This is a genomic window from Rhodococcus shunpengi (assembly GCF_048381395.1).
In the GTDB taxonomy this organism is placed as follows: Bacteria; Actinomycetota; Actinomycetes; order Mycobacteriales; family Mycobacteriaceae; genus Rhodococcus.
In genome coordinates, this window is sequence record NZ_JBLWIU010000013.1 from 39,823 (window position 1) to 64,248 (window position 24,426).

Below are 24,426 nucleotides of genomic sequence, written 5' to 3' on the forward strand. Positions count from 1 at the left end.
GACGCTCGAGCGGAGGAGGTGACCCGACGGTGCCTGTGCCTGCATAGGTCATGCGGGACGGAAAGTCAACGGTTGACGGATGTCGAGTGCTGCAGGTTACATCTTAGCGGTAAGCCATTTAGGGCTTAAGTAACTGGAACACGAAACCGAGGACCCCATGACACCGGTATCGACCACCATGTCCAGTAGTGCGGAAATGATCAGTGCACGCCTCGAACGGCTGCCGATGAGCCGGTGGCACATCAAGGCGCGGGTCGCCGTCGGCGCCGTGACCTTCTTCGACGGCTTCGACCAGCTGATGATCGCGTACTCCCTCCCCGTCCTGATCCCCAAATGGAATCTCACCCCCGCCTCCGTCGCGTGGGTGATCGCCATCGGCGGCATCGGCATGCTCGTCGGCGCACTCGGTGGCGGCTGGCTCGCCGACCGCATGGGCCGCCTCAACGTCATCATCGCCTCGCTCGCGCTCTATGCGGTGATGAGCCTGGGCATGGCGTTCACCGACTCGCTGATGCTCTTCCTGGTCTTCCGCTTCGTCCAGGGCATCGGACTCGGCGCCGAAGTCCCCGTCGCCGCCACCTATATCGGCGAGATCACCAAGGCCCACAAGCGCGGACGCTTCGTGCTGCTCTACGAGGTGATCTTCCCCGTCGGCCTCGTGGCCTCCGCGATCGTCTCCGCCTGGGTGGTCCCGCGCTTCGGCTACCAGATCCTCTTCGCCCTCGGCGCCATCCCGATCCTGCTGCTGCCGGCCCTGTTCCGGCTGCCCGAGTCGCCCCGCTGGCTCGCCGCGCGCGGACGCCTCGACGATGCCGACGCCGCGATGCGCCGGATCGAGACCGAGATCTCCGGTCGCCACGGTGAACTGCCCGAACCCCGCCCGATCGTCTCCGCCGTCGCCGTCGACACCTCCCGCGGCCGCTTCATCGAGGCGTTCCAAGGTGTGTACCTGCGCCGCACCCTCATGCTCGCCGCGATCTGGGGCAGCGCCTACTTCGTCAATTACGGCATCGCCTCCTGGCTGCCCACCCTCTACCGCACCGTCTTCGAGGTCAGCGTCGACACCGCGCTGCACTACTCGATCTTCACGACCGTCGCCGGTCTCGTCGGCTGCCTGGCCGTCGCGTTCCTCATCGACAATCTCGGCCGTCGCATCTGCATCACGTCGTCGATGGTTCTGTGCGCGGCGCTGCTGTTCCTGCTCGCCGGTACCGGCACCGGTTCGGCCGTGACGGTGCTGCTGTGGTCGGCCGGCGCGGCACTGTTCGTCTTCGCAGTGAACATGGCCCTGTACGTCTACACCGCCGAGCTGTACCCGACCCGGATGCGCGCCATCGGTTGCGCGATCGGCGGCGCCGCCGGCCGCCTCGGCATCATCGTCGGCCCGCTCGTCCTGGGCGGCATCCTCGACGCCGGCGGCACCCTGACCCTGGTCTTCGGGCTGTTCGGACTCGTCGCCCTCGTCGGCGCGATCGTCGTGGGCCTGTTCGCGACCGAAACCCGTGAGAAGACCCTCGAGGAGATCTCCCAGTGACCACCGCACTCCACCCCGCCGTCACGGACACCGATCTCGACTTCGTGCCCGTCCCCGACGAGATGCTCGTAGCCGGTACCTGGCGCCGTGCTACCGGCCCGGCCTTCGAGGTCACCGACCCCGCCACCGGCCGCGTCCTGCAGACCGTGCACCAGGCCGTCGCCGCCGACGTCGACGACGCCGTCGCGGCCGGGAAGGCCGCCTCCGAGGATCCGGCCTGGCGCGGACTGCTTCCGCACCAGCGCGCCCGCTACCTGCACCGCATCGCCGACGGCATCGAAGAGAACTCCGCGCGACTGGCACTGTTGCAGAGCTACAACACCGGCAAGACGCTCGCCGAGACCACCGCCCTCGTCGGCAGTGCGGCGGGAACCTTCCGGTACTTCGCGGCGGTCCTCGAATCCGGGGACGACGACCTGACCGTGCCGCGCGGCAACTACCTGTCGATAAGCGTGCACGAACCGATCGGCGTGATCGGGGCGATCGCCCCGTGGAACTCGCCCGTCGCGAGCGACGCCCAGAAGATCGCACCCGCCCTTGCCGCCGGTAACGCCGTCGTCCTCAAGCCGGCCGAGTGGACGCCACTCGTGTCGCTTGCGCTGGGAAGGATCATCGACGACAGCGGTCTGCCCGCCGGATTGCTGTCGGTGCTGCCGGGCAAGGGCTCGATCGTCGGCGATGCGATCGTGCAGCATCCGGGCATCGGCAAGGTCACCTTCACCGGCGGCACCCGCACCGGTCGCACGATCGCCCACGCCGCGGCCGAGAAGCTCATGCCCGTCTCCCTCGAACTCGGTGGCAAGTCGCCGACGATCGTGCTCGACGACGCCGACATCGAGCAGGCCGTCGCGGGGGTGATGTACGGGATCTTTTCGTCGAGCGGACAGAGTTGCATCGCCGGTTCGCGGCTGTTCGTCGACCGGTCCCTGTACGAACCGTTCGTCGCGCGGCTCGTCGAACGCACCCGCGCTCTGCGCATCGGCAACGGCCGCGATCCGCTCACCCAGGTCGGCCCGCTCGTGCACCACGCCCACCGCGACTCGGTCGCCTCGTACGTCGACCTCGCCCGCCGCGAAGGCGGACGTGTCCTGTGCGGGGGAGCGGTACCCGACGATCCCGCCCTCGCGGACGGCGCCTACTACCTCCCGACGATCGTGGACGGGTTGAGCAACGACGCCCGCGTGTGCCGCGAGGAGATCTTCGGCCCGGTGCTCGTGGTCCTGCCGTTCGACGGGGTGGACGATCTCGTCGCGCAGGCCAACGATTCGGTGTTCGGTCTGGCCGCCGGGATCTGGACCCGCGACTACCGCCGTGCGTGGCGGCTCGCGCGGCGCCTCGACGCCGGCACGGTCTGGATCAACACCTACAAGCGGTTCAGCATCTCCACCCCCTTCGGTGGGGTGAAGGAGAGCGGTCTCGGTGTCGAGAAGGGCCGCGACGGCATCGCCGCTTATTCGCGGTGCAAGAGCGTGTATTTCGGTCTCGACGACAGCCCCGACACCTGGGCGGACTGATCCCCGGCCACCCGGCCGGAATCGCCTCTGTACACCCAAATATCTTAGCGCTAAGATAGTTACCTGTAAGACATTGGAGGGATCGTCATGAACGAACCGATCGCCCGACTGCGGCGCCTACGCTCCGTCGAGCTCCGCACACACGCTGCCGCCGAATCCACCGACTTCTACTCCCAGGTCTGGGGCCTGCGCGTCGTCGAACAGGGCCGCGAAGGCGCTTGGCTGCGCGGCACCGGCGACCAGCACCACGCCCTGCAGCTCACCCAGGCCGAGCGAAACGGGCTGGGCCGCGTCAGCTTCGCCGTCTCCACTCCCGCCGAGGTCGACGAGGCCGCACGACGCGTCGCCGCCCGCGGCATCCCCGTCGTCTTCGGTCCCGGCCCCCTGGACGACGTCGGCGGCGGCTACGGATTGCGCATCGTCGATCCCGAGGGCCGCGTCCTCGAGCTCGTCGCCGACACCCTCGCCGTCCCCGCCCTCGGCCGCGAGGACGCCGTCCCGGTCGGGGTCACCCACGTCGTGCTCAACACCGTCGACATCGACGCCGCCGTCCGCTTCTACTGCGACGTGCTCGGCATGCGGGTCTCCGACTGGTCCGAACACCAGATGGCATTCCTGCGCTGCAACTCCGATCACCACAGCATCGCCTTCAACCAGGCGCAGTGGACGTCGGTCAACCACGTCGCCTACGAGATGCCCACCGTGGACCACTTCATGCGCGGCATCGGCCGGCTGCGCCACCACGGCCAGCTGCCCCTGTGGGGGCCGGGCAAGCACGGACCCGGCGACAACACCTTCTCCTATTTCGCCGACCCCGCCGGCCTGGTGTGCGAGTACACCTCCGGCATCGCACAGGTCGACGAGGACCGCTGGCTGTGCCGGGTGTGGCGCCGCGTCCCGGAACTGTCCGACCTCTGGGGCACCGCCGGACCACCCTCGCGTCAGGTGCGTGAGCACATGGCCGGCATCCCTGACCCCGGTGCCTTCGAACGCTACGACCTCGAGCAGGCGTCATGATCCACGTCGCCGACTACGGCACCGGACCGGCCGTGCTGATGCTGCACGGCATCGGCGGCAGCTGCGACAGCTTCTCCCCGCAGTTCTCCGGCCTCGGTGACTCCCTGCGCATCCTCGCCTGGGACGCGCCCGGTTACGGCCACAGCGACGATCCCGACCGCCCGTTCGACCTCGACGACTACGCCGACGCCGCCGCCGACGTCATCCGCGCACACTGCGGCGACGACGGCGCCCATGTCCTCGGCATGTCGTGGGGAGGCGTCGTCGCGACCCGGCTGGCCCTGCGCCACCCGGGCCTCGTACGCAGCCTGATCCTCGGAGACTCCACCGTCGGCTCGGGCACCGACGCCGACACCGCCTCGGCGATGCGCTCCCGGGCGGCCGACCTCGCAGCGAACGGCCCCGCCGACTTCGCTGCCCGGCGCGCACCGCGCCTGCTCTCACCCGAGGCACCCGCCGACCTCGTCGACCGCGCAACGGACATCATGGCCGGCTCGGTCCGGCTACCCGGCTACGGCCACGCCGCCGAGTCGATGGCCGCGACCGACCACACCGGCGACCTCGCGCACATCGACGTCCCCACTCTCGTGTTGTGCGGCGACGCCGACACCGTCACCGGTGTCCCCGCGAGTCAAGTACTCGCCGGCGGCATCCCCGGCGCGGTCTTCGTGACCCTCCGCGGCGCCGGGCACCTCGCCAACCAGGAACGCCCCGACGCCTTCAACGCGTGGACCGAATCCTTCGTCCACATCACCGAACGCCTGCGCGAACACACCCCCGCGCACGTCTGACCCCCCGCATCTATCCCGGAACGGAGCATCACCATGGCACTCGACTACACCACCTCGGACCTGAAGGAATTCACGGACTCGCTCATCCTCACCCGCGGCACCCGCCACGAGGACTGGGACACCCTCGGATTCCAGGCCAAGGCCGGCGACCGGTTCCGCCGCGCCCAGATCCGCTACGTCGGTTCCGGTGCCACCGGCAACCACGAGAACGACAACCGCACCATCCCGTCGCGCGGCTTCACCTTCTCCAACATGCTGCTGCCCGCCGGTGCCGAAGGCCCCGAGCACACCCACCACGACGCCGAGGAAGCGTTCTTCGTCCTCGAAGGCGAGGTCGAGGTCGGCATCCACCGCGACGGCGTCGTCGAGAAGCGCACACTCGGGTACCGCGACATGATCGTCGTTCCTGCCGGTGTGCCGCGCAGCCTCAAGAACACCGGCACCACCGACGCCCTGTTCTGCGTCATCATCGGCACGCAGAAGCCGCAGGTCCCGACCTACCCGGAGACCTCCGCCGTCTTCGGCATCTCCCGGGACTGAGCGTGGGCACCCTCGACGACCGCACGATCGTCGTCACCGGAGCGGCGCGCGGCCTCGGACTGGCCATCGCGCGCCGCCTCGGCGACGCCGGCGCCGCGGTCTGGATTGCCGACATCAACCCGCACGGTGAGGACGCCGCCGCGAAACTGCGCGCCGACGGCATCGCCGCGCGGTTCGTACACGTCGACCTCGCCGACGCCGACTCCGTCGATGCCTTCGCCGCGCAGGTCACCGCCGACGGACCGATCTACGGACTGGTCAACAACGCCGCGCTCGCCGACGGCGTCGGCGGCAAGGCCGTGCACGAGCTGGCCGTCGAGGACTGGGACCGGGTGCTCAACGTGAACCTGCGGGGCACCTTCCTCGTCAGCCGCGCCCTCGTCCCGTCGATCCTCGATTACGCCGAGCAGCACGGCACCGGCCGGGTCGTCGCCATCGGTTCCGACGCCGCGCTGTACGGATCGCCGCGCCTGACGCACTACATCGCCTCCAAGGGCGGAGTGTCGGCGCTGACCCGCACGATGGCCCGCGACCTCGGCCCGTATGGGGTCACCGTCAACACCGTCTCGCCCGGCCTGACGGAAAGCGAATCGGCACAGTTCGTTCCGCAACACCGGCACGATCTGTACCGGCTGAACCGGGCGTTGACCCGGCCGCAGCAACCCGCCGATCTCGTCGGCGCCGTCGCCTTCCTCATGGGTGACGAGGCGTCGTACATCACCGGGCAGGAACTGGTCGTCGACGGCGGCTTCGTCCTGCACTGACTCTTCGAGTCCTGCACTGATCTCACGGAAGGACCGGGTCGTGGACCTGCTTCTGAACAACCGCACCTGTCTCGTCACCGGCGGCAGCTCCGGCATCGGCCTCGCGACCGTCGCCATGTTGCTCGCGGAAGGTGCCAACGTCGTCACCTGCGCCCGCGACCTCGATCGACTGAACACTGCGCTGGACGCGTTGCCCGGCCGCGACCGGGCGCACGCCGCAGCCTGCGACGTCCGCGACCCCGCCGCGGTGGCTGCTCTCGTCCAGGGCGGATACGAGCGGTTCGGCGGACTCGACGGCCTGGTCAACAACGCCGGCAACTCGCGGATGAAGGCCCGCGCCGAGACCACCCTCGACGACTGGCGCGACGAGTTCGACCTGAAGTTCTCGAGCGTGCTCAACACCGTCGACGCAGCGCTCCCGCTGCTGCGGAAATCGGATGCGGCGTCGATCGTCAACATCTCCGCGGTGCTCGCGCGTCAGCCCGAGACCAAGCTGGTCACTACCAGCGCCGCACGGGCCGGACTGCTCAATCTGAGCAAGTCGCTGTCGCTGGAACTGGCCCGCGACGGGATCCGCGTCAACTCGGTCGCCCTCGGTCTCGTCGACACCGGCCAGTGGCGTCGCCGCTACGAGAACTCCGGCTACACCGGAAGTTTCGACGAGTGGGAGGCCGAGATCGCCGCCGACCGCGGTATCGGGCTCGGACGCTTCGGCACCGCCGACGAGGTGGCCTTCCACATCGTCGGCCTGCTCTCACCCCGCTCGTCGTACGTGACGGGCACCAGCATCGACGTGTGCGGCGGTGTCGCGCGCTATGTCTGAAAGGAATGTCATGACCGCACGCTCGGGTAACGGTGGGGATCTGCTGGTCCAGGTGCTGCGCGAGGCCGGTGTCGACACCGTCTTCGGCATCGTCAGCGTGCACAACCAGCCGCTGGTGGAAGCGGTGAGCCGGCAACTGCGGTTCGTGCCCGTGCGGCACGAGGCGACCGCCGTCAACGCCGCCGACGGATACGCCCGTGCCACCGGAGGACTCGGCTGTGCCCTCACCAGCACCGGCACCGGGGCCGGCAACGCCGCCGGATCCCTCATCGAATCCCTCAGTGCCGGAACGCCGGTGCTCCATGTGACGGGACAGATCGAGTCGCGCTTCCTCGGCTCGGGACGCGGGTTCATCCACGAGACGAAGGACCAGCTCGGCATGCTCGAGGCGGTCTCGGCGCACGCCGCGACGATCCTCGACACCGGCAGCGCCGGAAAAGTACTGCGCGAAGCCGTCGCCCACGCGTTGTCGACGCCCGGTGGACCGGCCAGCATCGAATGGCCGATCGACCTGCAGTACGCAGACGACTACATCCTCGAACCGGCACCGGTGACGCTCGGGACGCCGCGCAGCGCGGATCGCACCCAGGTGGAGGCGGCGCTCGCTGCGATCGCGCAGGCTCGGCGACCGGTGATCTGGGCGGGCGGCGGAGCAGCGCGGGCAGGGGACGCGCTGACCGCCCTCGTCGACCGCTGGGGTGTGCCGCTGCTGACCAGCAACTCCGGTCGCGGCGCCGTGCCGGAGAGCCACCCGCTGTGCATCGGCAATTACGGCTCGTCGCCGCTCGGCCGGGCGCTGCTCGCCGACGCCGACCTCGTGGTCTCGCTGGGCACCCACTTCCGTTCCAACGAGACCGGCGACTATTCGATCCCGATGCCCCCGCGGCACGTGCAGGTGGACCTGGATCCGGCCGCGCCCGGCCGCGTGTTCGCCGCGGATCTGCCGGTCGTCGGCGAGGTCGGTGAATTCCTCTCGGCGGTACTGGGACTCGATGGACTCGGCGATGCCGTCGAGGCAGCGTGGACGGAACGCGCCTGCGAGACTCGGCAGCGTGTACGGGAGAACCAGCGCCACGGACTCGGTGACCACGCGGTCTTGTGCGATGCGGTGCGCGCCGTGCTGCCCGACGATGCCGTCATCGCCCGGGACGTGACGATCGCGTCGAGTTCGTGGGGCAACCGACTCCTGCCCGTCTACGACCCGCGCAGCAACATCTTCCCGCGCGGCGGCGGCATCGGGCAGGGCCTCGGCATGGCGATCGGCGCGGCCCTGGCCGACGAGACCCGGCCGACCCTGGCGCTCGTCGGGGACGGGGGACTGGCGGTGCACCTCGGTGAGGTCCTGACGATGGCGCAGGAGAAGCCGTGGCTGGTGCTCCTCGTGTGCAATGACGGCGGTTACGGCGTACTGCGCAACATGCAGACCGGCTCGGGGCAACGGCCCTACGCCGTCGACCTGACCACCCCGGACTTCGCGCTGCTCGCGCGGGCGATCGGGGTCGAGTACCGGCGCATCGGATCGGCGGGGGAGGCGCACCCGGTGCTCGAGGGTGCGGTGTCGCTGCAGGCCCCGGCGATCGTCGAGGTCGACCTGGCCTCGTACGGGGAGATGCCGGCGCCGTTCACGCCGCCGGTGACGGTCCCGGGCACGTAGACGAGCTGAAAAAAGAAATCTCGCTCGACTGTGGCGCGCGTAACATCTTAGCGCTAAGATACTAAGCACTGAATCAATTACTCGGAGGGTGATCATGGCTGCTGAGACCGTCGACCTCATGGTCCGTCAGATGCGGGTCGAATCCACCGGAGTCCTCTCGCTCCGACTGGAGCGACCCGACGGAGCGGCCGTGGACCACTGGACCCCCGGCGCCCACCTCGACCTGCACCTCGGCGGTGGTCACATCCGGCAGTACTCCCTGTGCGGCGACCCCGACGACAAGACCGGCTACCGCGTCGCCGTACTGCACGAGAAGGCCGGCCGCGGCGGATCCCGTCGTGTCCACGAAATCATCCGCCCGGGCGACGTCGTCACCGTCAGCGCCCCGCGCAACAACTTCGAGCTGCTGCCCTCGCCGCGCTACGTCTTCCTCGCCGGCGGCATCGGCATCACCCCCATCCTCGCGATGGTCCGCGAAGCCGACCGCGCCGGTGTCGACTGGGAGCTGCACTACGGCGGCCGCTCGAAGGAGACGATGGCCTTCCTCGACGAACTCGCGCCCTACGGCGACCGGGTGCACCTCGTCGCCGAGGACGCCGACGGAATGCTCGACCTGCCATCGATCCTCGGCGATTCCCGGCCCGACACCCTCGTCTACGCCTGCGGGCCCGAAGGGTTGCTCACCGCCGTCGAGTCTTTCGCCGACCGCTGGCCGGCCGAGGCCATCCGGCTCGAACGGTTCAAGGCCAAGGAACGCGAGGCCGACGCTGCTGCCGACGCGTCGTTCACGGTGGTGTGCGAACGCTCCGGAATCTCCGCCACCGTCACACCCGAGAAGACCGTCCTCGACACCCTCGAGGAAGCCGGTGTGGACGTACCGAACTCGTGCCGCGAAGGAATCTGCGGCACCTGTGAGACCCGCGTCCTGTGTGGGACCCCCGACCACCGCGACTCGCTGCTCTCGGCCGCCGAACAGGAGTCCGGCGCCACCATGATGATCTGTGTCTCCCGCGCCCGCTCCGCCGAGCTGGTGCTGGATCTGTAGAAAGGACCTCCCGATGGATCGGTACCTGGTGATCAATCAGGCCCGCACGGCCGACCCCACCCCCTACGAGATCAAACTCGCCAAGGCCATCGAAGCCGTCTTCGGATCCGGCGTCCACGACCTCAACGGACTCGTCCGCGGACTCAACGCCTCCGGAATCCACGCGCCCGACGCGCAGGAATGGACCGCCGAATCGTTCACCGCCGAGATGCGCCGGATCGGAGCCTGACCATGGTCAATCGACTGCACCGCAACCTGACCGCCGACGAGATCTTCGCGACCGGCATGCGCAACCAGTGGCACGCCGTGTGCCCCTCCGGCTTCGTGGAACGCGGCAGCATCCGCAAGCTGCGCCGGCTGGGGGAGGACTGGGTCCTCTACCGCGGCTCCGACGGCACCGTCCGCATGCTCGCAGACCGCTGCCCGCACCGCGGCGCACCGCTCTCGCAGGGTGTGCACCTCGGCGACCGCATCGCCTGCAAATACCACGGCGTCGAGGTCGACGGCACCGGCACCGTCGCGAAGGTTCCGGGTATGCCCGGCTGCAACCTCGAAGGCAAGAAGCTGGTGACTTCCCTGCCCGTGCGCGAGGTGGGCGGCGCGATCCTCGCGTGGTTCGGCACCGACCCCGACGTCGAACCCGCACCGCTGGATCTTCCGGACCCGCTTGTGGACGAGGATGTCTCGGCCTTCCTCTGCTACGCCGAATGGGAAGCACCGTGGCGGTTCGCCCTCGAGAACCTCCTCGACCCCATGCACGGTGCGTTCCTGCACCACGAATCGCACTCGATGTTCGGCGGCGAGACCTCCGCGCGGTTCCGTATCCGCGAGACCGATCGCGGTTTCTTCTTCGAGAAGACCGATCAGCGCGGCGTCAACTTCGACTGGGTCGAGTACTGCCGCACCGGCGTCGACTGGGTGGACCTCGAGATCCCGTATCCGCCCACGGCCGGCCCGGGCGGACCGTTCGGGATCGTCGGCATGGGCACCCCCATCGACGCCGAGACCACAGCGGTGTTCTTCTGGCGTTACCGCCGGGTGCAGGGCTGGGAACGCGACGTGTGGCGGTTCCTGTACCGCACGGTGCTCGAGGAACGTCACTGGGAGGTCCTCGAACAGGACCGCATCATGCTCGAGGGCATGGCCCCCGACGCAGATCAGGCCGAGAACCTCTACCAGCACGACCTCGGGGTGATGCGCCTGCGACGCCTGTACCGTTCCCGCGCCGACGAACTCGCCAAGGAGATGGCCGGCTGACGAACGGAAGAGCGGCGGAGACTTCGGTCTCCGCCGCTCTCGCGTATGTGGGGTGTGTGATCCGTCGGCATGCAACGGTATCGATGATCAGTGGTCAGCCACCCTGGTGCCGGACGAGTGAGTGCTCGAGCTTGCGCAGCAACTGCACGAGTTCGGCCTTATCGTTCTTCGACAGCTCGGCGAGCATGCGCGTCTCGTTCTCGAAGTGCGCGACAGCGATCTCGTCGATGAGTTTCTTTCCGGCAGGAGTGAGTTCGGCGTAGACGATGCGCCGATCCTCTGCGTCGCGTTCGCGCCGCACCAGTCCGGCCTTCTCGAGGCGATCGATGCGCAGTGTGATCCCACCTGTGGTGACCAGTGAACTCTCCGCGAGCTGACCCGAGGTCATGCGGTACGGCTTTCCGGCGCGGCGCAGTGCGGCCAGGACGTCGAACGAAGCCATGTTGATGCCGTACTCGTCGAAGACTCGGCCGATCGCACTCTGATACCGCAGATACGTGCGGTGAAGGCGTCCCAGCACCTCGAGGGGAGTGACGTCCAGTCCGGGCCACTCACGGGCCCACTGGTCGACGATGTCGTCGACGGCGTCACGGTCGGGAACCCTGTCGCGCCCCACGTTGCCCTCCTCGTGCTGTCGGAAATATCCGGGCTCAGTGGTTGAGCGCCAAGACATCCTTCACGATACGGGCAACGCGGGGCGCGTGGGGAGTTCGGGTCTCAGCGCGTCGCGGTGGCGATCGCGTCGATCTCGACGGTCGCACCGTAGGGCAGGGCGCTGACCTCGACGAAGGTGCGGGCCGGTCGGGGCTCGGCGAACAGTCGCTCGAACTGGCGGTTCGCCTCCTCGCGCAGCGACAGGTCGGTGACGTAGTAGGTGAGCTTGGCGACGTCCTCCAGTTTGCCGCCGACCACGGCGAGTCGGTCGGTCATGCGGTCGATCGCGGCGTCGAGGGCTTCGTCGCGTCCCTCGACTGCGACGCCTTCGGGGTCGACGGACAGGGCGCCGGAGACGAAGACGAGATCGCCGGCGACGAAGGCAGGGCTGTAGGGATGGTGGGCGCTGACGGTGGTCAGGGACATCGTGATCACTCCTGGTTGCGGGACACGGTGCCATTTATCTTAGCGCTAAGGTAAGTGTGGTGCCAGGGTCGAATCATCCTTGGAAGGAGTCGGTATCGGAATCCGTCGCGGACGTCAGCCCAGTGCGCCGACACTCTTACCGGTCAGCGTCACGCGACCGCCAGTACAGATGCACCGGCAACTACCGAGTCGCGAGGACCGATCGGGCATGGTTGAGCACGGTGTTCAGTGCGCGTTCGGCGGCGGCGCGATCGGACGGGTCGACGGCATCCCAGATACCGGACGTCAGCTCCTCGATGCGATGTTCGATCCTCGCCACGGTATCTTGTCCGGATGCGCTGAGCCGGTCGTCGCGGACCAGCCCGCGAGCGATCAGGGAATCGAGGACCTCCGCAGTGTCCGGTGCGTAGGTGGTGTTGTGGAGCAGCGCGGCGAGAGTCCGCGAACCGTCGGATCGTTCGGCGAGGCGCAGTGCGACCCACTGTGTCTCGACCAGGTCCTCGTCGGCAAGGGCTACGGCCAGCAGAGCGTTGAGGGCCTTCTCGGTGCGGCCGATGAGTTGTGGTCCGAAAGCGATCATGGTTCCCTCCGCGAGTGTCGTTGTGCGGACAGCACAGCACCTCGAGTCGACTCGAGGTCAACCGACGGGACCGATGAGATCGGGGAGTTGTACCGGTCTGTCCGAGTAACACCGATCCGCGTCACCGACGCCCACGGGACCGAATCCTGATCGAGAAGGAGCCGAGATCATGGGACAGGCACAACACACCACGAGGACCACCGAGGACGTGATCGACCGGTTCGATCGGGCGTTCCGCAGTTCGAAGACCGCACCGACCGTCGCCGAACTGGAAGGTTGAGCGGCAGTGACCACCCTCAGCGCCAACGGGGTCGACCTCGGCGTCGAGTTCTTCGGCGACGACGACGCACCACTCGTCCTGCTCGTCGGCGGGACGACGATGCTCTCGTGGCCCGACGAACTGTGCAAACGGCTCGCGGCGGGTGGGCGTCGTGTCGTGCGGTACGGAAGGACCCGGACGCCCCCGGCTACACCCTGCGCGACCTCGCCGACGACGCGGCAGCCCTCGTCGACGCACTCGGTGGTGGGCCGGCGCATATTGCGGGAATCGGCGTCGGCGGCATGGTCGCCCAGGTCGCGGTGCTCGACCATCCCGCCGCGTTCCGCGCGCTGACCTTGGTTGGGACGCGTTCGGTCGCCCCGGGCCCGTGTGACCGCGACCTTCCCGATCACGACGCAGCGACGATGAAGCGCATGCTCGCACTTCCGATGCCCGAGTGGGCCGATCGCACGGCCGTGGCAGAGTTCGCCGCTGCCCGCGCAGCAGTCCTCGGCGACGATCCGGACGCCGCGCGCGCGGTCGCCGAGCGCATCTGGGACCGCACACCGAACGATCAACCGTCGGCCCACTCCGCGAATCAGCTCGGAATGGTCTTCTCCAGGCTCGATTGCACGCCCCGCTGGCGAGAACGCTTGCCCGAGGTCGGCATCCCGGCCCTCGTCGTGCACGGTCGCCGGGATCCGTTCTTCCCCGTCGGCAACGGAGAAGCCATCGCACGCGAGATCCCGGGAGCGCGGTTGCTCGTCCTGGACGATGCCGGCACCGCGGTCCCTGTTGCGGCAGTCGACGTGATCGCCGAGGCGATGCTCGCGCTGGATCGTCAGCTGCTCACGCGGACCAGGACCGCCAGCGCAGCCTGTCGATGGTGATCACCGGTCCCGGTGGTCGTTTCGCCTGGTACTGCGGGTATTTGCGGACGAGTGCGTCGATGCCCGCAGTTCCCTCGGCAGTGTCGGCGTCGTGGACCGTGGCGATGCCGTCGATGCGGACCCACCACAGCTGCGACCAGTCGTCGCTGTAGTGGTCGACGAGCACGCACACCCGCGGGTTCTCTGCGATGTCGGCGAGGCGACGTAGACGCCGGGTGGATTTGGGTTTGTCGTCGACGCAGGTGTGGATCACGTCGCCGTCGAGGGCGAACACGATCGGAACGAGGTGCGGCTCGCCCGATCCGTCGGCGGTGGCGAGGCGAGCCACGCGGGCATCGGCGACACTGCGACGGACATCCATGCGCCTCACGGTAACCGGACGGTCAGTGGCGGCCGGGCAGATCGACCTCCGGCACCGTCTTGTCGGTGCGTAGTCCTCGCCAGCTCGGATGCCGGAGGCTTCCGCCTGCGTACTCCCGGTACTCGACCTCTCCGACGAGGATGGGTTCCACCCAGTGGGCTCTGTGGGTCTCCCGTGCCGGCGGCGCAACTGCCAGCGGGGTCGTCGGTCGCTCCAAGGGACGCAGCTGCGATCGCAACTCACGTCTGGTCGCAGCGGTGAACCCCGTCCCGACCCGGCCGATGAACACCAACCGTTCCTCGTCGTCGTGGGCGCCGAGCAGCAGTGAACCGATGCCGCCGGCGGCCTTGCCGGATCCGGGGAGCCACCCGACGACGACCACCTCGGTGTTCCGACGCAGCGGCGTCTTGATCCAGCCGTCGCTGCGGGTCCCGGGTAGATACGGTGCGTCCGGGTCCTTGGCGACGATCCCTTCGAGGCCGTGTTCGCGCGCGACCGTGAGCATGGTCGGTGCGTCGACATCGGTCCAGTAGGGCGACAGCTGAACCCGCGGTCCGGGGACGATCAGATCGTCGAGGACGGCCCGGCGCTCCAGATAGGACAACTCCGTCGTGGACTGTCCGTCGAGAGCGAGGACGTCGAACAGGTAGATCAGGACCGGTAGCTCGGCACGTAGCTCCTCGGTGGGGCGGTGGACGTGCATGCGGCGCTGCAACCGGGCGAAGGAGGGCCGACCCTCGGCGTCGAGGGTGACGATCTCACCGTCGACGATGCAGTCCCGGCCGTCCGTCGCAGTGGTGAGCGGGCGGGGGAGTTCGGGGAAGCTCCGGGTGATGTCGTTGCCGGTGCGGCTGGTCAGCCGGCACTGCCCGTCGGCCACCGTGGCGAGGGTGCGCTGGCCGTCCCATTTCATCTCGAACGCCCAGTTCCCGGTCGGCGGCGGACCGAGGGTCGCCAGCATCGGGGACAGTTCCGTCGTCGTGGAGGGCATGTCCCGAGTCTGCGGTACGGGGCCGGGACGGGACCGGAGAATGCGCGGTCTCGTCCGTCGGTGCGTCCCTCGCGCCGCGACCCGGGCCGTGCGAGGCTGACGTCATGACGCGTGCCGCGACGCAGAACATGACCCTCGTTCCCGGAGGCACGTTCTGGATGGGGTCCGAGGACTTCTATCCGGAGGAGCGACCGGTCCACCAGGTGACGGTCGACGGGTTCTGGATGGACACGCACCCGGTGACCGTCGCCGAGTTCCGGCGCTTCGTGAAGGACACCGGATACGTCACCACCGCGGAAGTCGCGCCGGACCCCGCCGATTATCCGGGCGCCGATCCGTCCCTGCTCGTGCCCGGATCGCTCGTGTTCACGCCTCCGCCGGGACCGGTACCGCTCGACGATTACACGCGCTGGTGGTCGTTCGTCCCGGGTGCCGACTGGCGCCATCCCGAGGGGCCGGGCAGCACCGTCGGCGGGCGGGAACGCCATCCCGTCACCCACGTCTCGTGGTTCGATGCCCGCGCCTACGCCGAGTGGGCCGGCAAGGAGCTGCCGACGGAGGCGGAATGGGAGTTCGCCGCCCGCGGCGGACTCGACCGCACGGCCTTCACATGGGGGGACGAACACGAACCGAAAGGCCGACCCGGCGGGAACGTCTGGCAGGGCGAGTTCCCGTGGCAGAACCTCGAAACGGACGGATTCGCCGGAACCTCACCTGTCGGACACTTCCGGCCGAACGGATACGGGCTCCACGACATGGCGGGCAACGTGTGGGAGTGGACCGCCGACTACTTCACCGCGAACCATGCTTCGAGCAGTAAGAACGTCGCGCCGGCGTCGTCGTGCTGCATCCCGACGAATCCCCGTGTCGACAAGGCCGAACACGATCCGCGCGAGGCGTATCCGCGCCGTGTCATCAAGGGCGGATCGCATCTGTGCGCCCCGAACTACTGCCTGCGGTACCGACCCGCGGCCCGCCAGGGTGACACCGAGGAGACCGCGACGTGCCATATCGGATTCCGCTGCATCATTCGCCCGTAACAGGGCAGGTTTCACCCTGATCAGGGGTGTGTGCGGCCCGATACCGGTGGTGTACTGGGAACGGATGGGGTGAGAAGAGGCATCCACCATGAGCCAGGATCTGCGTCCGGATCCGATCCCGGGCGGAGAAACTCTGCCGTTCCCACCGGTGCCGTCGGGAAGCATCGCAGGACGGACCATGCAGGAATCGGTCTACAGCCCACGCGCACAACACCGTCGCCTTCCCGACGACGCCCCGAATATCCTGGTCGTCCTCATCGACGACGCGGGCCCCGGTCTGCCGAGCGCATTCGGCGGCGAGGTGAGCACACCGACCCTCGATCGCCTGCTCGACGAAGGCATCAGCTACAACCGCTTCCACACCACGGCGATGTGCTCGCCCACCCGCGCATCGTTGTTGACCGGACGCAATCATCACCGCGTCGGAAACGGGCAGATCGCCGAACTCGCCAACGACTGGGACGGATATTCCGGGCACATCCCGAAATCGAGCGCCACCGGGGCCGAGGTGCTGCGCCACTACGGTTACACCACAGCGGCTTTCGGCAAGTGGCACAACACTCCTGCGGAGGAGACCACCGCAGCGGGTCCCTTCGACAACTGGCCCACCGGAGTCGGTTTCGACTACTTCTACGGTTTCCTCGCCGGCGAGGCGTCGCAGTACGAGCCGAATCTCGTCCGCAACACCACCGTCGTCCTGCCCCCGAAGAGTCCCGAGGAGGGCTACCACCTCAGTGAGGACCTCGCCGACGACGCGATCGGCTGGTTGCGCCGCCACAAGGCACTCGATCCGTCCCGGCCGTTCTTCATGTACTGGGCCAGCGGGTGCCTGCACGGGCCGCACCACATCATGAAGCCGTGGGCCGACCGGTATGCGGGCAAATTCGACGACGGATGGGACGCCTACCGCGAGCGCGTGTTCGAGCGGGCCAAGGAGAAGGGCTGGATCCCGCCGGAGGCCGAACTCACCGAGCGGCACCCCACCATGACGGCGTGGGACGACATCCCCGACGACGAGAAGCCCTTCCAACGACGCCTCATGGAGGTCGCGGCCGGATACGCCGAACACTGCGACGTCCAGGTGGGGCGGCTGTTCGACGAACTCGACCGGCTGGGCTACCGCGACAACACCCTGGTCTTCTACATCTGGGGCGACAACGGGTCGTCCGGTGAAGGCCAGAACGGCACCATCAGCGAACTGCTCGCGCAGAACGGGATCCCCACGACCACGGCCCAGCACATCGCGGCGCTCGACGAGCTCGGCGGACTCGATGTTCTCGGCTCGCCGAAGACCGACAACATGTATCACGCAGGGTGGGCCTGGGCGGGCAGCACGCCCTACAAGGGCATGAAGCTTCTCGCGTCCCATCTCGGGGGAACCCGCAATCCCATGGTGGTGCGCTGGCCTGCGCGCATCACGCCGGATCGCGCCCCTCGCACCCAGTTCCTGCACTGCAACGACCTGGTGCCTACCTTCTACGAGCTGCTGGGCATCGCACCGCCGCGGATCGTCGACGGGATTCCGCAGGATCCGATCGACGGCGCGGGTTTCGCCCGGACCTTCGTGGACCGTGACGCGCCGGCGGGTAAACTCACCCAGTACTTCGAGGTCATGGGCAGCCGAGCGATCTACCACGACGGATGGATGGCGTCGGCTTTCGGTCCCCGCGCACCGTGGTTGCCCGGTCTGCCCGGCGGGATCCGCGATTGGAGCCCGGACGACGACACCTGGGAGCTCTACAACCTCGACGAGGACTGGACGCAGAACCGCGACCTCGCCGAGCAGTACCCCGAGAAGTTGGCCCAGATGCGGGAGATGTTCGCGATCGAAGCAGCCAAGAACAACGCTCTTCCCATCGGTGGGGGGCTCTGGGTCGCGGCGATCCATCCGGAGCAACGCATCACCACGCCGTACACGAGTTGGGATTTCACCGGCGACGTCACCCGTATGCCCGAATTCTGTGCTCCTGCACTGGGAAACAAGAACAACCGGGTCTGCATCGAGGTGACCTTCCCGGAGCGGGCGCACGGCGTCCTGTACGCGCTGGGGGCCAACGGTGGTGGTCTGACGTGCTTCGCGGACGACGGTTACCTCTGCTACGAGTACAACCTGTTCATCCTGATGCGGACGAAGGTGCGCTCGGAGAGCCGCGTCGCGCCCGGACACCACCTCGTCGAGGTGGCCACCAAGTACGCCGAAGCGCGCCCCGGTGGTCCGTTGAACGTCCGGATGTCCGTCGACGGGCAGTCGGTGGGGGAGACCGTCGTACCGGTCAGTGCGCCGTTGCTGTTCACGGCGAACGACTGCCTGGACATCGGCACCTGCCTGGGTTCACCGGTCTCGCTCGACTACTTCGACCGCGCACCGTTCCCGTTCGACGGGAGCATCGACAGGATGACCGTCGAATACACCTGAACGCAGCTCTTCGAGCGCCTTACCGACTCCGGGCGGTGGATCCGCCCGGAGCCGCGAGGTCTGTCAGTTGAACTCGTCCGGATGAGGTCCGGTGCGCAGATCGCGATCGGCACCGGCGATGGTGGACATGTCCTCGTCGGTCAGCTCGAAGTCGAAGACCTCGAAGTTCTCCCGGATCCGGGACGGCGTGACCGACTTGGGGATGACGACGTTGCCGAGCTGCAGATGCCAGCGCAGCACCACCTGGGCCGGCGACTTGCCGGTGTGTCCGGCGATCGACGTGATCGCCGCGTCGTCCAGCACGGCGCCCTGGGCGAGCGGGCTCCACGCCTCGGTGGCGATGCCGTGCTCGGCGTGGAAGCCGCGCAGTTCGCTCTGCTGCAGACCGGGGTGCAGTTCGATCTGGTTGATCGTCGGGACAAGCGAGCTGCCGTCCAGCAGGCGCTGGAGATGGGCGGGCTGGAAGTTCGACACGCCCGCGGCGCGGAGGCGTCCCTCTTCGACGAGGCGTTCGAGGGCACGCCAGGTATCGGCATAGAGATCGCGGGCCGGGGTCGGCCAGTGGATCAGGTAGAGGTCGAGACGATCGAGGCCGAGCGCGGCAAGGCTGGTGTCGAAGGCACGGAGGGTGGCGTCGTAACCCTGATCGGAGTTCCACACCTTCGTCGTGATGAAGAGCTCGTCGCGGGACAGTCCGGAGTCCGCCAGCGCGCGGCCGACGCCGGCCTCGTTGCCGTAGGCCGCGGCGGTGTCGATGTGGCGGTAGCCGGTCTCGAGTGCGGCGCTGACGGCCGCGGTGGTGTCGTCCTCGGGGATCTGGAAGACGCCGAAGCCGAGCTGGGGGATCTCGACGCCGTTGTTCAGGGTGACAGTGGGGATCGTGGACGATGTCACGAGGTGGTGCTCCTTCGGGGGTGTTCGCGTAGTTCGGGATCAGAGCGGACGCGGCCAGGACGGCCCCGACGGCGTTGGGTGCCGTGTACCCGAATCCGGCGGATATCACCATGCCGCCGAGCCAGGCGGCCAGAGCGTTGCCGAGATTGAAGGCACCGATGTTGGCGGCGGACGCCAGGGTCGGGGCGCCGTGCGCATGGTCGAGGACGTGCTTCTGCAAGGACCGCGGGTTGCTGTCGCGCTATCTGTGTCCCACCGATCGCCGCGGCATCTACACCGACGTCACCGACGCCGGCCGGCGCCTGCTCGAGGAGGCCCGGCCCACCCGCAACGCCGCCTTGCGGGAGGCGCTCGACGAAGCCGCGGCCGAACCCGTCCTCGCGCCGCTGGTCGACGCCATCCGGCAGTTGCAGGACGGTGATCGGCCGGATGCCGCAGGGGGCCCGGAACGACGCTGACGGGGCCATCTCGCGGCGACGTCCTCCGCGCGCAGACCTTTCGGAACAGGTGAGATCACGCGGCCGGGTCGGGTATCGTCTCCCCTGGTGTGCCGGGAAGTCTGGTCGGCGGGAACAGCTTTCTTCGACGACCCCGGAGGGGACATGAACGCAGCGGTACACCTCTTCTCGGCCCACGCACCTGGGGGTACGCCATGAACTGGGCCGTCTTCGTTGCCTTCCTCGTCGTATGGGTGCTGTCAGGACTCGTGACCGGTCTGTGGATGGCACGTCGAGGCCACGACCCTCGCTGGACGATCATCGCCGTCATCCTCGGACCGCTGTTCGTCCCCATCGCCTTCGAGCGCATCGAGCGTGTTCCCCGGCCCGTCGAAGTGACGACGGTGGCCCGGCAGCACGCCGGAGAGGCCGATGAAGGCGGACTCCGCGTGATGGTCGGCTACGACGGATCCACCGAGGCCAAGCATGCGCTGGACGCGGCGCGACGACTGTTCGGCCCGGCCGGAGGAGTGCTCGAACTCGTTGTCGTGATCTCCTACGACGACGCCGGCGATCCCGACTCCGAGCTCCTCGCCACGGTGCGACGACGACTCGAGCAGGCCGTCGAATCGATGGGTGATATTTCGGTGGGATATGCCGTCCTCGCCGGCCCGGCCGGTCGATGCCTGGGTTGGTTCGCCGAGGAACACCACGCCGACGTTCTCGTCGTGGGACGCCGCGGACGAGGCATGTCCTCCCGAATGCTCGGTAGCGTCGCCGAATACCTCATCGGACACTCTCATGTGCCTGTGCTCGTCGTCGATCCCACCGTCGTCTCGCCGGACGCGGGTGCGAACGAACCCACGGTCGCAGTTCGGGTCGCTCCCGAGGAGAATGTGACGGGCACCGCGTCGACCTGACCCGATACGGTATGGTCGATCTCGGTGCGCCGGGAAGTCTGGTCGGCAGAAGTAATTACGTCGTCGAACCGGAGGACCCGTGTCTGTACCCATATGTCCCGTCGCCACCCGTCCCGCCCGAGCCCTGCAGCCGGCGCAGTGACCGGCACCCTCGCGGAGCACGTCCACCGCAGCGCCGAAGGTCGCATCGGCCTCCCGGCCGCGTGTCGGCGTCCGACACCGAAATCGCAGGGATGCCATAGTTTTCGGTACCCGATCCCACTCCGGGGATCGGAACGTCCTGCCGCCCATGCGGATCGGCTGCATCCGCCCCGGCCGGTCCCCGTTCGCGCACCGCGTGCCGTCGAGAATTCCGAGGACCTGTGATGCCGAACATCTTCTCCGGAGTCCCCTTCCTCTCGCGCGGAACATGGCAGGACACACGCCGTGTGACGGAGATCCTCCGCAAGGAGACCGTCGGCGGTGTCCTGCTGCTCATCGGCGCCGTCATCGCATTGATATGGGCGAACACAGGATGGTCGGATTCCTACCATGCCCTGCGGGAGACCCGGATCGGTCCGGCATCGTGGCACCTGGACCTGACCCTGGGCACCTGGGCGGCCGACGGCCTGCTCGCCGTGTTCTTCTTCGTCGTCGGCGTCGAACTCAAACGGGAATTCGTCGAAGGCAGTCTGCGGGATCTGCGGCGTGCCGCCATGCCGGTGACCGCCGCCCTGGGCGGCATGATCGTCCCGGCCGTGATCTTCGCCGTCATCAATCTTCGTGGTGGCGCCGACGCGTTGAACGGATGGGCGGTCCCGACGGCGACCGACATCGCGTTCGCCGTAGCGATTCTCGCCGTCATCGGTAGTCATCTCCCGTCGGCGCTGCGAACGTTCCTGCTCACCCTCGCCGTGGTCGACGACCTGCTCGCCGTGACCGTGATCGCGGTCTTCTACACCGACGAGGTGAACCTGCTCTACCTGGGCGGGGCGCTGATCCCGTTGGCGCTGTTCGGCATCGCGCTCCGACGCGGCTTCGGTTCCTGGTGGCTCCTGGTGCCGTTGGCTGCAGTGACCTGGTGGCTGGTCCACGAATCCGGTGTGCACGCGACCATCGCCGGTGTACTGCTCGGCTTCGCGGTTCCCGTCGCCCGGCAGGTGGGGGACCGCACGATTCCGGTCGCCGAGCACGTCGAACACCGGATCCGGCCGCTGTCCGCCGGTATTGCCGTGCCGGTCTTCGCCTTCTTCGCCGCCGGCGTCACCGTCGGAGGATTCACCGGCCTGGCGAACGCCCTCACCGATCCCATCTCCGCCGGGGTGATCGCCGGTCTGGTCGTCGGCAAGGTCGTCGGGATCTTCGGGGTCAGCTACCTGGTGGCGCGCTTCACCCGAGCACATCTCGACGACGAGCTGAGTTGGGTGGACGTGCTGGGTGTGTCCCTGCTCGGCGGTATCGGCTTCACGGTGTCCCTGCTCATCGGCGATCTCGCCTACGGTGCAGGAACCGTCGCGGCCGATCACGTGAAGGTCGCCGTGCTGTGCGGATCGTTGCTCAGCGCCGCTCTGGCCTCGACTGTTCTCGTCGCCCGTAACCGTGCCTACCGCACGATCAGGGCGGCCGAGCAGGTCGACGAGGACGGCGACGGGATTCCCGACGTCTATCAGCGATGATCGATACCTCGGATCGCGGTCGGGACGGTCGGCCGTGGTGGGTCCAGCCGACCGTGCGGTCACCGCAGGCCCTGCTGAAGTGCGTCTTCTGGCCGGTCGCCGTGATGCTCGTCGTCCATCGCACGGTGATCCTCGCCGTCGACGGTGCACGCACGGACGACTTCACCGGTGTCTACCGCGCAGCCGTCGCCTTCTGGAACCGTGAACCGGTCTACACAGCGACGTACGAACACGTCGACCCGCACTACCTCTACCCGCCGTCGGGTTCGCTGCTGATCGCACCGTTCGCGGCCCTCGAACACGAAGTCTCACGATGGGCGTTCATCGGGGTCAACGCGGCGGCCGTCCTCGTTGCCGTGTACCTGGTCGTGCGGATGTTCGGGTACATGGCACGATCGGCGGCGTTCCCGATCGCGGTGGCGGTCGCCTTCGCGTCCGAATCGGTGATCAACACCCTGGTGTTCACCAACATCAACGGTGTGGTCCTACTCGGTCAGATGGCGTTCCTGACGTTGTTGCTGGCGCGGCGGGACCTCTGGGCCGGCGCCGCGATCGGGGTGACCTTCGCGATCAAACCGATTCTCGCGCCGTTGCTGTTGCTTCCCGTGCTGCGCCGCCAGAGCAAGACTCTCCTGACCGCCGCAGCGGTGCCGGTCGGGCTCACCGCACTCGCGTGGCCGTGGGCTGCGGATCCGTGGCAGTTCGTCGAACGCACCGTTCCGTATCTGTTGCAGTCCCGCGACTACTTCAACAGTTCGATCACCGGCAACGGCACCTATTACGGTCTGCCCGAACCCCTGATCGTCGCGTTGCGCATCGGTTTCGCGTTCCTCGCCGCGGCCACGCTGTATCTGCTCCACCGCTACCACCGGCACGAGGAGGTGTTCTTCGTCGTCACCGGTGCCGGTGTGCTGATGACCGCATCGTTTCTGCTCGGTTCGCTCGGGCAGATGTACTACTCGATGCTGCTGTTCCCGTTGCTCATGAGCGTGGTCCTGCCGCAGTCCGTGATGCGGAACTGGCCGGCATGGCTGGCGGTGTACGGCTTCCTCAGCGCCGACGAATGGTATTCGGGCAGATGGGTGCAGGCGGGCCGGTACGCCGAGTACATGCGCCCGACACTGGGCTGGTCGCTGCTGCTCATCGTGATATTCGCGGTGCTGGTCGATCGCCGACGATCCGCACGCGTCCCCGAACCGGTCACAGACCCTTCGGTGGACATCGCTCGGACAGGGCGTCAGAACGCGTCGGCGCCGAAACTCTGAGCATAGTAACCGCGGATGTGCTCGACGATGCGCTTGCGGGCGAGCGTGGCATCGCCGGCGCGGACCGCGTCGACGAGACCGCGGTGCTCGTGACGCAGCCGCACGCAGGTCGCGGGCCAATCGGTGTGTGGTGCGCCCGCGAGGACGTAGCTCTCGATGGAGTCGCGCAGACCGGCCATCATCGCCGCGACGACGAGGTTGCCCGCCGCGTCGGCCATCGCGACATGGAACTGGGCGTCGAGAACGAGGAACTCGGGTGCAGCCAACTCCGGATCGTCCATCGCGTCCAGCAGTTCCTCGGCCGGGGTGAGTTCCGGTGCCGGGGTCCGGTTGGCCAGCGTCTGCATCACTTCCGTCTCGAGTACCAGACGTGTGCGGACGATGTCGGAGACCGGGAAGTTCTGCGCCGCGACCTGCAGACGCATGAGCATAGACATCCCGCCGGTGGGTCGCGAGACGATCATCGCGCCGGCGTTCGGCCCGGACCCCGTGTGGGTGCTGAGCAGCCCGAGGGCCTCCATCACCCGCAGTGCCTCACGAACCGAAGACCGGCCGACGCCGAGTTGTGCGGCGAGCGTGCGCTCCGGGGGCAGACGCTGGCCCGGGCCGAGTTCTCCCGAGACCAGCATCTGCTCCAAGTGGTTCAGTACCTGCTCCCACGCACGACCCTCGGACGACGACATGACTTCAGAGCCTAGT

24 protein-coding genes and 2 pseudogenes are annotated in these 24,426 nt (G+C 68.0%); 18 read left to right on the plus strand and 8 right to left on the minus strand.

The annotated features are described in order from the left end of the window. Positions 1-157: 157 nt before the first annotated feature. The 11 genes from ACNJ7K_RS09910 to ACNJ7K_RS09960 all read left to right on the plus strand — a co-directional run bounded on the left by ACNJ7K_RS09910 (position 158) and on the right by ACNJ7K_RS09960 (position 10,939). Positions 158-1,534 (plus strand): MFS transporter, encoded by a 1,377-nt coding sequence (locus ACNJ7K_RS09910; protein ID WP_120282635.1) that lies wholly within the window; start codon positions 158-160, stop codon positions 1,532-1,534. Between the two features lie 62 nt (positions 1,535-1,596). Then, a complete protein-coding gene (locus tag ACNJ7K_RS09915) occupies positions 1,597-3,048 on the plus strand; it encodes an aldehyde dehydrogenase (protein ID WP_120284273.1) in 1,452 nt (483 codons plus the stop codon). Between the two features lie 87 nt (positions 3,049-3,135). Further along, positions 3,136-4,065 (plus strand): VOC family protein, encoded by a 930-nt coding sequence (locus tag ACNJ7K_RS09920; RefSeq protein WP_085468236.1) that lies wholly within the window; start codon positions 3,136-3,138, stop codon positions 4,063-4,065. Beyond that, a complete protein-coding gene (locus ACNJ7K_RS09925; protein WP_120282636.1) occupies positions 4,062-4,856 on the plus strand; it encodes an alpha/beta fold hydrolase in 795 nt (264 codons plus the stop codon). Before ACNJ7K_RS09920 ends, ACNJ7K_RS09925 begins: the two co-directional genes overlap by 4 nt. A gap of 33 nt (positions 4,857-4,889) precedes the next feature. Beyond that, entirely contained in the window at positions 4,890-5,396 is a 507-nt protein-coding gene (locus tag ACNJ7K_RS09930) for a cupin domain-containing protein (RefSeq protein WP_106199710.1), read from the plus strand. Positions 5,397-5,398: 2 nt separating this feature from the next. Next, positions 5,399-6,160: a 3-oxoacyl-ACP reductase family protein gene (locus ACNJ7K_RS09935; protein ID WP_059383468.1), complete on the plus strand. Its 762-nt coding sequence runs from the start codon at positions 5,399-5,401 to the stop codon at positions 6,158-6,160. A gap of 40 nt (positions 6,161-6,200) precedes the next feature. Further along, the gene (locus ACNJ7K_RS09940) at positions 6,201-6,983 is read left to right on the plus strand and encodes an SDR family oxidoreductase (RefSeq protein WP_106199707.1); all 783 of its coding nucleotides are present in this window, start codon (positions 6,201-6,203) and stop codon (positions 6,981-6,983) included. Beyond that, positions 6,976-8,637, plus strand: a complete 1,662-nt coding sequence (locus ACNJ7K_RS09945; protein ID WP_120282637.1) for a thiamine pyrophosphate-binding protein — start codon at positions 6,976-6,978, stop codon at positions 8,635-8,637. The genes ACNJ7K_RS09940 and ACNJ7K_RS09945 overlap by 8 nt, the downstream gene beginning before the upstream one ends. A 94-nt stretch (positions 8,638-8,731) precedes the next feature. After that, complete coding sequence (locus tag ACNJ7K_RS09950; protein ID WP_120282638.1) at positions 8,732-9,682, plus strand: PDR/VanB family oxidoreductase; 951 nt, start codon at positions 8,732-8,734, stop codon at positions 9,680-9,682. A 13-nt stretch (positions 9,683-9,695) separates the two neighbouring features. Further along, entirely contained in the window at positions 9,696-9,911 is a 216-nt protein-coding gene (locus ACNJ7K_RS09955) for a recombinase-like helix-turn-helix domain-containing protein (RefSeq protein ID WP_159418293.1), read from the plus strand. Between the two features lie 2 nt (positions 9,912-9,913). Further along, the gene (locus tag ACNJ7K_RS09960) at positions 9,914-10,939 is read left to right on the plus strand and encodes an aromatic ring-hydroxylating oxygenase subunit alpha (RefSeq protein ID WP_159418292.1); all 1,026 of its coding nucleotides are present in this window, start codon (positions 9,914-9,916) and stop codon (positions 10,937-10,939) included. Positions 10,940-11,033: 94 nt separating this feature from the next. On the opposite strand, the gene ACNJ7K_RS09965 is transcribed toward ACNJ7K_RS09960, so the two are convergent. The 3 genes from ACNJ7K_RS09965 to ACNJ7K_RS09975 form a co-directional block, all read right to left on the minus strand. Beyond that, a complete protein-coding gene (locus ACNJ7K_RS09965) occupies positions 11,034-11,555 on the minus strand; it encodes a MarR family winged helix-turn-helix transcriptional regulator (protein ID WP_159418291.1) in 522 nt (173 codons plus the stop codon). 101 nt (positions 11,556-11,656) lie between these two features. Then, a complete protein-coding gene (locus ACNJ7K_RS09970) occupies positions 11,657-12,019 on the minus strand; it encodes a RidA family protein (RefSeq protein ID WP_026061146.1) in 363 nt (120 codons plus the stop codon). A 181-nt stretch (positions 12,020-12,200) separates the two neighbouring features. Continuing rightward, positions 12,201-12,599: a hypothetical protein gene (locus ACNJ7K_RS09975; protein ID WP_487041581.1), complete on the minus strand. Its 399-nt coding sequence runs from the start codon at positions 12,597-12,599 to the stop codon at positions 12,201-12,203. 286 nt (positions 12,600-12,885) lie between these two features. On the opposite strand from ACNJ7K_RS09975, the pseudogene ACNJ7K_RS09980 reads away from it, so the two are divergent. After that, positions 12,886-13,748, plus strand: a pseudogene (locus ACNJ7K_RS09980) (alpha/beta fold hydrolase). Here the strand turns inward: ACNJ7K_RS09980 and ACNJ7K_RS09985 are convergent. Further along, positions 13,708-14,109 carry a TIGR03668 family PPOX class F420-dependent oxidoreductase gene (locus ACNJ7K_RS09985; RefSeq protein ID WP_230791630.1) on the minus strand — a complete coding sequence of 134 codons (402 nt, stop codon included), beginning with the start codon at positions 14,107-14,109 and terminating at the stop codon, positions 13,708-13,710. The pseudogene ACNJ7K_RS09980 and the gene ACNJ7K_RS09985 overlap by 41 nt on opposite strands. Before the next feature lie 22 nt (positions 14,110-14,131). Further along, positions 14,132-15,100, minus strand: coding sequence for a non-homologous end-joining DNA ligase (gene ligD / locus ACNJ7K_RS09990; protein ID WP_230791629.1), 969 nt, complete (start codon positions 15,098-15,100; stop codon positions 14,132-14,134). A 104-nt stretch (positions 15,101-15,204) separates the two neighbouring features. Here ligD and ACNJ7K_RS09995 point away from each other — a divergent pair, with 104 nt between their 5' ends. Continuing rightward, positions 15,205-16,140, plus strand: a complete 936-nt coding sequence (locus ACNJ7K_RS09995) for a formylglycine-generating enzyme family protein (RefSeq protein WP_230791628.1) — start codon at positions 15,205-15,207, stop codon at positions 16,138-16,140. Positions 16,141-16,228: 88 nt separating this feature from the next. Next, positions 16,229-18,556 carry an arylsulfatase gene (locus ACNJ7K_RS10000; RefSeq protein ID WP_487041582.1) on the plus strand — a complete coding sequence of 776 codons (2,328 nt, stop codon included), beginning with the start codon at positions 16,229-16,231 and terminating at the stop codon, positions 18,554-18,556. A 63-nt stretch (positions 18,557-18,619) separates the two neighbouring features. Here ACNJ7K_RS10000 and ACNJ7K_RS10005 read toward each other — a convergent pair whose 3' ends face one another. Both ACNJ7K_RS10005 and ACNJ7K_RS10010 read right to left on the minus strand, forming a co-directional pair. After that, positions 18,620-19,450, minus strand: a complete 831-nt coding sequence (locus ACNJ7K_RS10005; RefSeq protein ID WP_487041583.1) for an aldo/keto reductase — start codon at positions 19,448-19,450, stop codon at positions 18,620-18,622. Between the two features lie 37 nt (positions 19,451-19,487). After that, positions 19,488-19,670: pseudogene (locus ACNJ7K_RS10010) on the minus strand (MFS transporter); the annotation flags it as partial. On the opposite strand from ACNJ7K_RS10010, the gene ACNJ7K_RS10015 reads away from it, so the two are divergent. From ACNJ7K_RS10015 to ACNJ7K_RS10030, 4 genes are all read left to right on the plus strand, one after another. Further along, positions 19,597-19,908: a hypothetical protein gene (locus tag ACNJ7K_RS10015; RefSeq protein WP_487041584.1), complete on the plus strand. Its 312-nt coding sequence runs from the start codon at positions 19,597-19,599 to the stop codon at positions 19,906-19,908. The pseudogene ACNJ7K_RS10010 and the gene ACNJ7K_RS10015 overlap by 74 nt on opposite strands. Before the next feature lie 194 nt (positions 19,909-20,102). Next, the gene (locus tag ACNJ7K_RS10020) at positions 20,103-20,807 is read left to right on the plus strand and encodes a universal stress protein (protein WP_059383455.1); all 705 of its coding nucleotides are present in this window, start codon (positions 20,103-20,105) and stop codon (positions 20,805-20,807) included. 428 nt (positions 20,808-21,235) lie between these two features. After that, the gene (gene nhaA, locus ACNJ7K_RS10025; RefSeq protein ID WP_455409080.1) at positions 21,236-22,462 is read left to right on the plus strand and encodes a Na+/H+ antiporter NhaA; all 1,227 of its coding nucleotides are present in this window, start codon (positions 21,236-21,238) and stop codon (positions 22,460-22,462) included. Continuing rightward, complete coding sequence (locus ACNJ7K_RS10030; RefSeq protein WP_487041585.1) at positions 22,459-23,727, plus strand: glycosyltransferase family 87 protein; 1,269 nt, start codon at positions 22,459-22,461, stop codon at positions 23,725-23,727. The genes nhaA and ACNJ7K_RS10030 overlap by 4 nt, the downstream gene beginning before the upstream one ends. On the opposite strand, the gene ACNJ7K_RS10035 is transcribed toward ACNJ7K_RS10030, so the two are convergent. After that, complete coding sequence (locus tag ACNJ7K_RS10035) at positions 23,700-24,410, minus strand: FadR/GntR family transcriptional regulator (protein WP_085468243.1); 711 nt, start codon at positions 24,408-24,410, stop codon at positions 23,700-23,702. The genes ACNJ7K_RS10030 and ACNJ7K_RS10035 overlap by 28 nt on opposite strands. Between the last annotated feature and the right edge of the window lie 16 nt (positions 24,411-24,426).

Bases quoted from the DNA above. Each gene is read 5' to 3' on its own strand.
- ACNJ7K_RS09910 (WP_120282635.1), top strand. From the start codon at position 158: ATGACACCGGTATCGACCACCATGTCCAGTAGTGCGGAAATGATCAGT.
- ACNJ7K_RS09915 (WP_120284273.1), top strand. From the start codon at position 1,597: ATGCTCGTAGCCGGTACCTGGCGCCGTGCTACCGGCCCGGCCTTCGAG.
- ACNJ7K_RS09920 (WP_085468236.1), top strand. From the start codon at position 3,136: ATGAACGAACCGATCGCCCGACTGCGGCGCCTACGCTCCGTCGAGCTC.
- ACNJ7K_RS09925 (WP_120282636.1), top strand. From the start codon at position 4,062: ATGATCCACGTCGCCGACTACGGCACCGGACCGGCCGTGCTGATGCTG.
- ACNJ7K_RS09930 (WP_106199710.1), top strand. From the start codon at position 4,890: ATGGCACTCGACTACACCACCTCGGACCTGAAGGAATTCACGGACTCG.
- ACNJ7K_RS09945 (WP_120282637.1), top strand. From the start codon at position 6,976: ATGTCTGAAAGGAATGTCATGACCGCACGCTCGGGTAACGGTGGGGAT.
- ACNJ7K_RS09950 (WP_120282638.1), top strand. From the start codon at position 8,732: ATGGCTGCTGAGACCGTCGACCTCATGGTCCGTCAGATGCGGGTCGAA.
- ACNJ7K_RS09955 (WP_159418293.1), top strand. From the start codon at position 9,696: ATGGATCGGTACCTGGTGATCAATCAGGCCCGCACGGCCGACCCCACC.
- ACNJ7K_RS09960 (WP_159418292.1), top strand. From the start codon at position 9,914: ATGGTCAATCGACTGCACCGCAACCTGACCGCCGACGAGATCTTCGCG.
- ACNJ7K_RS09970 (WP_026061146.1), bottom strand. From the start codon at position 12,019: ATGTCCCTGACCACCGTCAGCGCCCACCATCCCTACAGCCCTGCCTTC.
- ACNJ7K_RS09975 (WP_487041581.1), bottom strand. From the start codon at position 12,599: ATGATCGCTTTCGGACCACAACTCATCGGCCGCACCGAGAAGGCCCTC.
- ACNJ7K_RS09985 (WP_230791630.1), bottom strand. From the start codon at position 14,109: ATGGATGTCCGTCGCAGTGTCGCCGATGCCCGCGTGGCTCGCCTCGCC.
- ligD (WP_230791629.1), bottom strand. From the start codon at position 15,100: ATGCCCTCCACGACGACGGAACTGTCCCCGATGCTGGCGACCCTCGGT.
- ACNJ7K_RS09995 (WP_230791628.1), top strand. From the start codon at position 15,205: ATGACGCGTGCCGCGACGCAGAACATGACCCTCGTTCCCGGAGGCACG.
- ACNJ7K_RS10000 (WP_487041582.1), top strand. From the start codon at position 16,229: ATGAGCCAGGATCTGCGTCCGGATCCGATCCCGGGCGGAGAAACTCTG.
- ACNJ7K_RS10020 (WP_059383455.1), top strand. From the start codon at position 20,103: ATGAACTGGGCCGTCTTCGTTGCCTTCCTCGTCGTATGGGTGCTGTCA.
- ACNJ7K_RS10030 (WP_487041585.1), top strand. From the start codon at position 22,459: ATGATCGATACCTCGGATCGCGGTCGGGACGGTCGGCCGTGGTGGGTC.
- ACNJ7K_RS10035 (WP_085468243.1), bottom strand. From the start codon at position 24,410: ATGTCGTCGTCCGAGGGTCGTGCGTGGGAGCAGGTACTGAACCACTTG.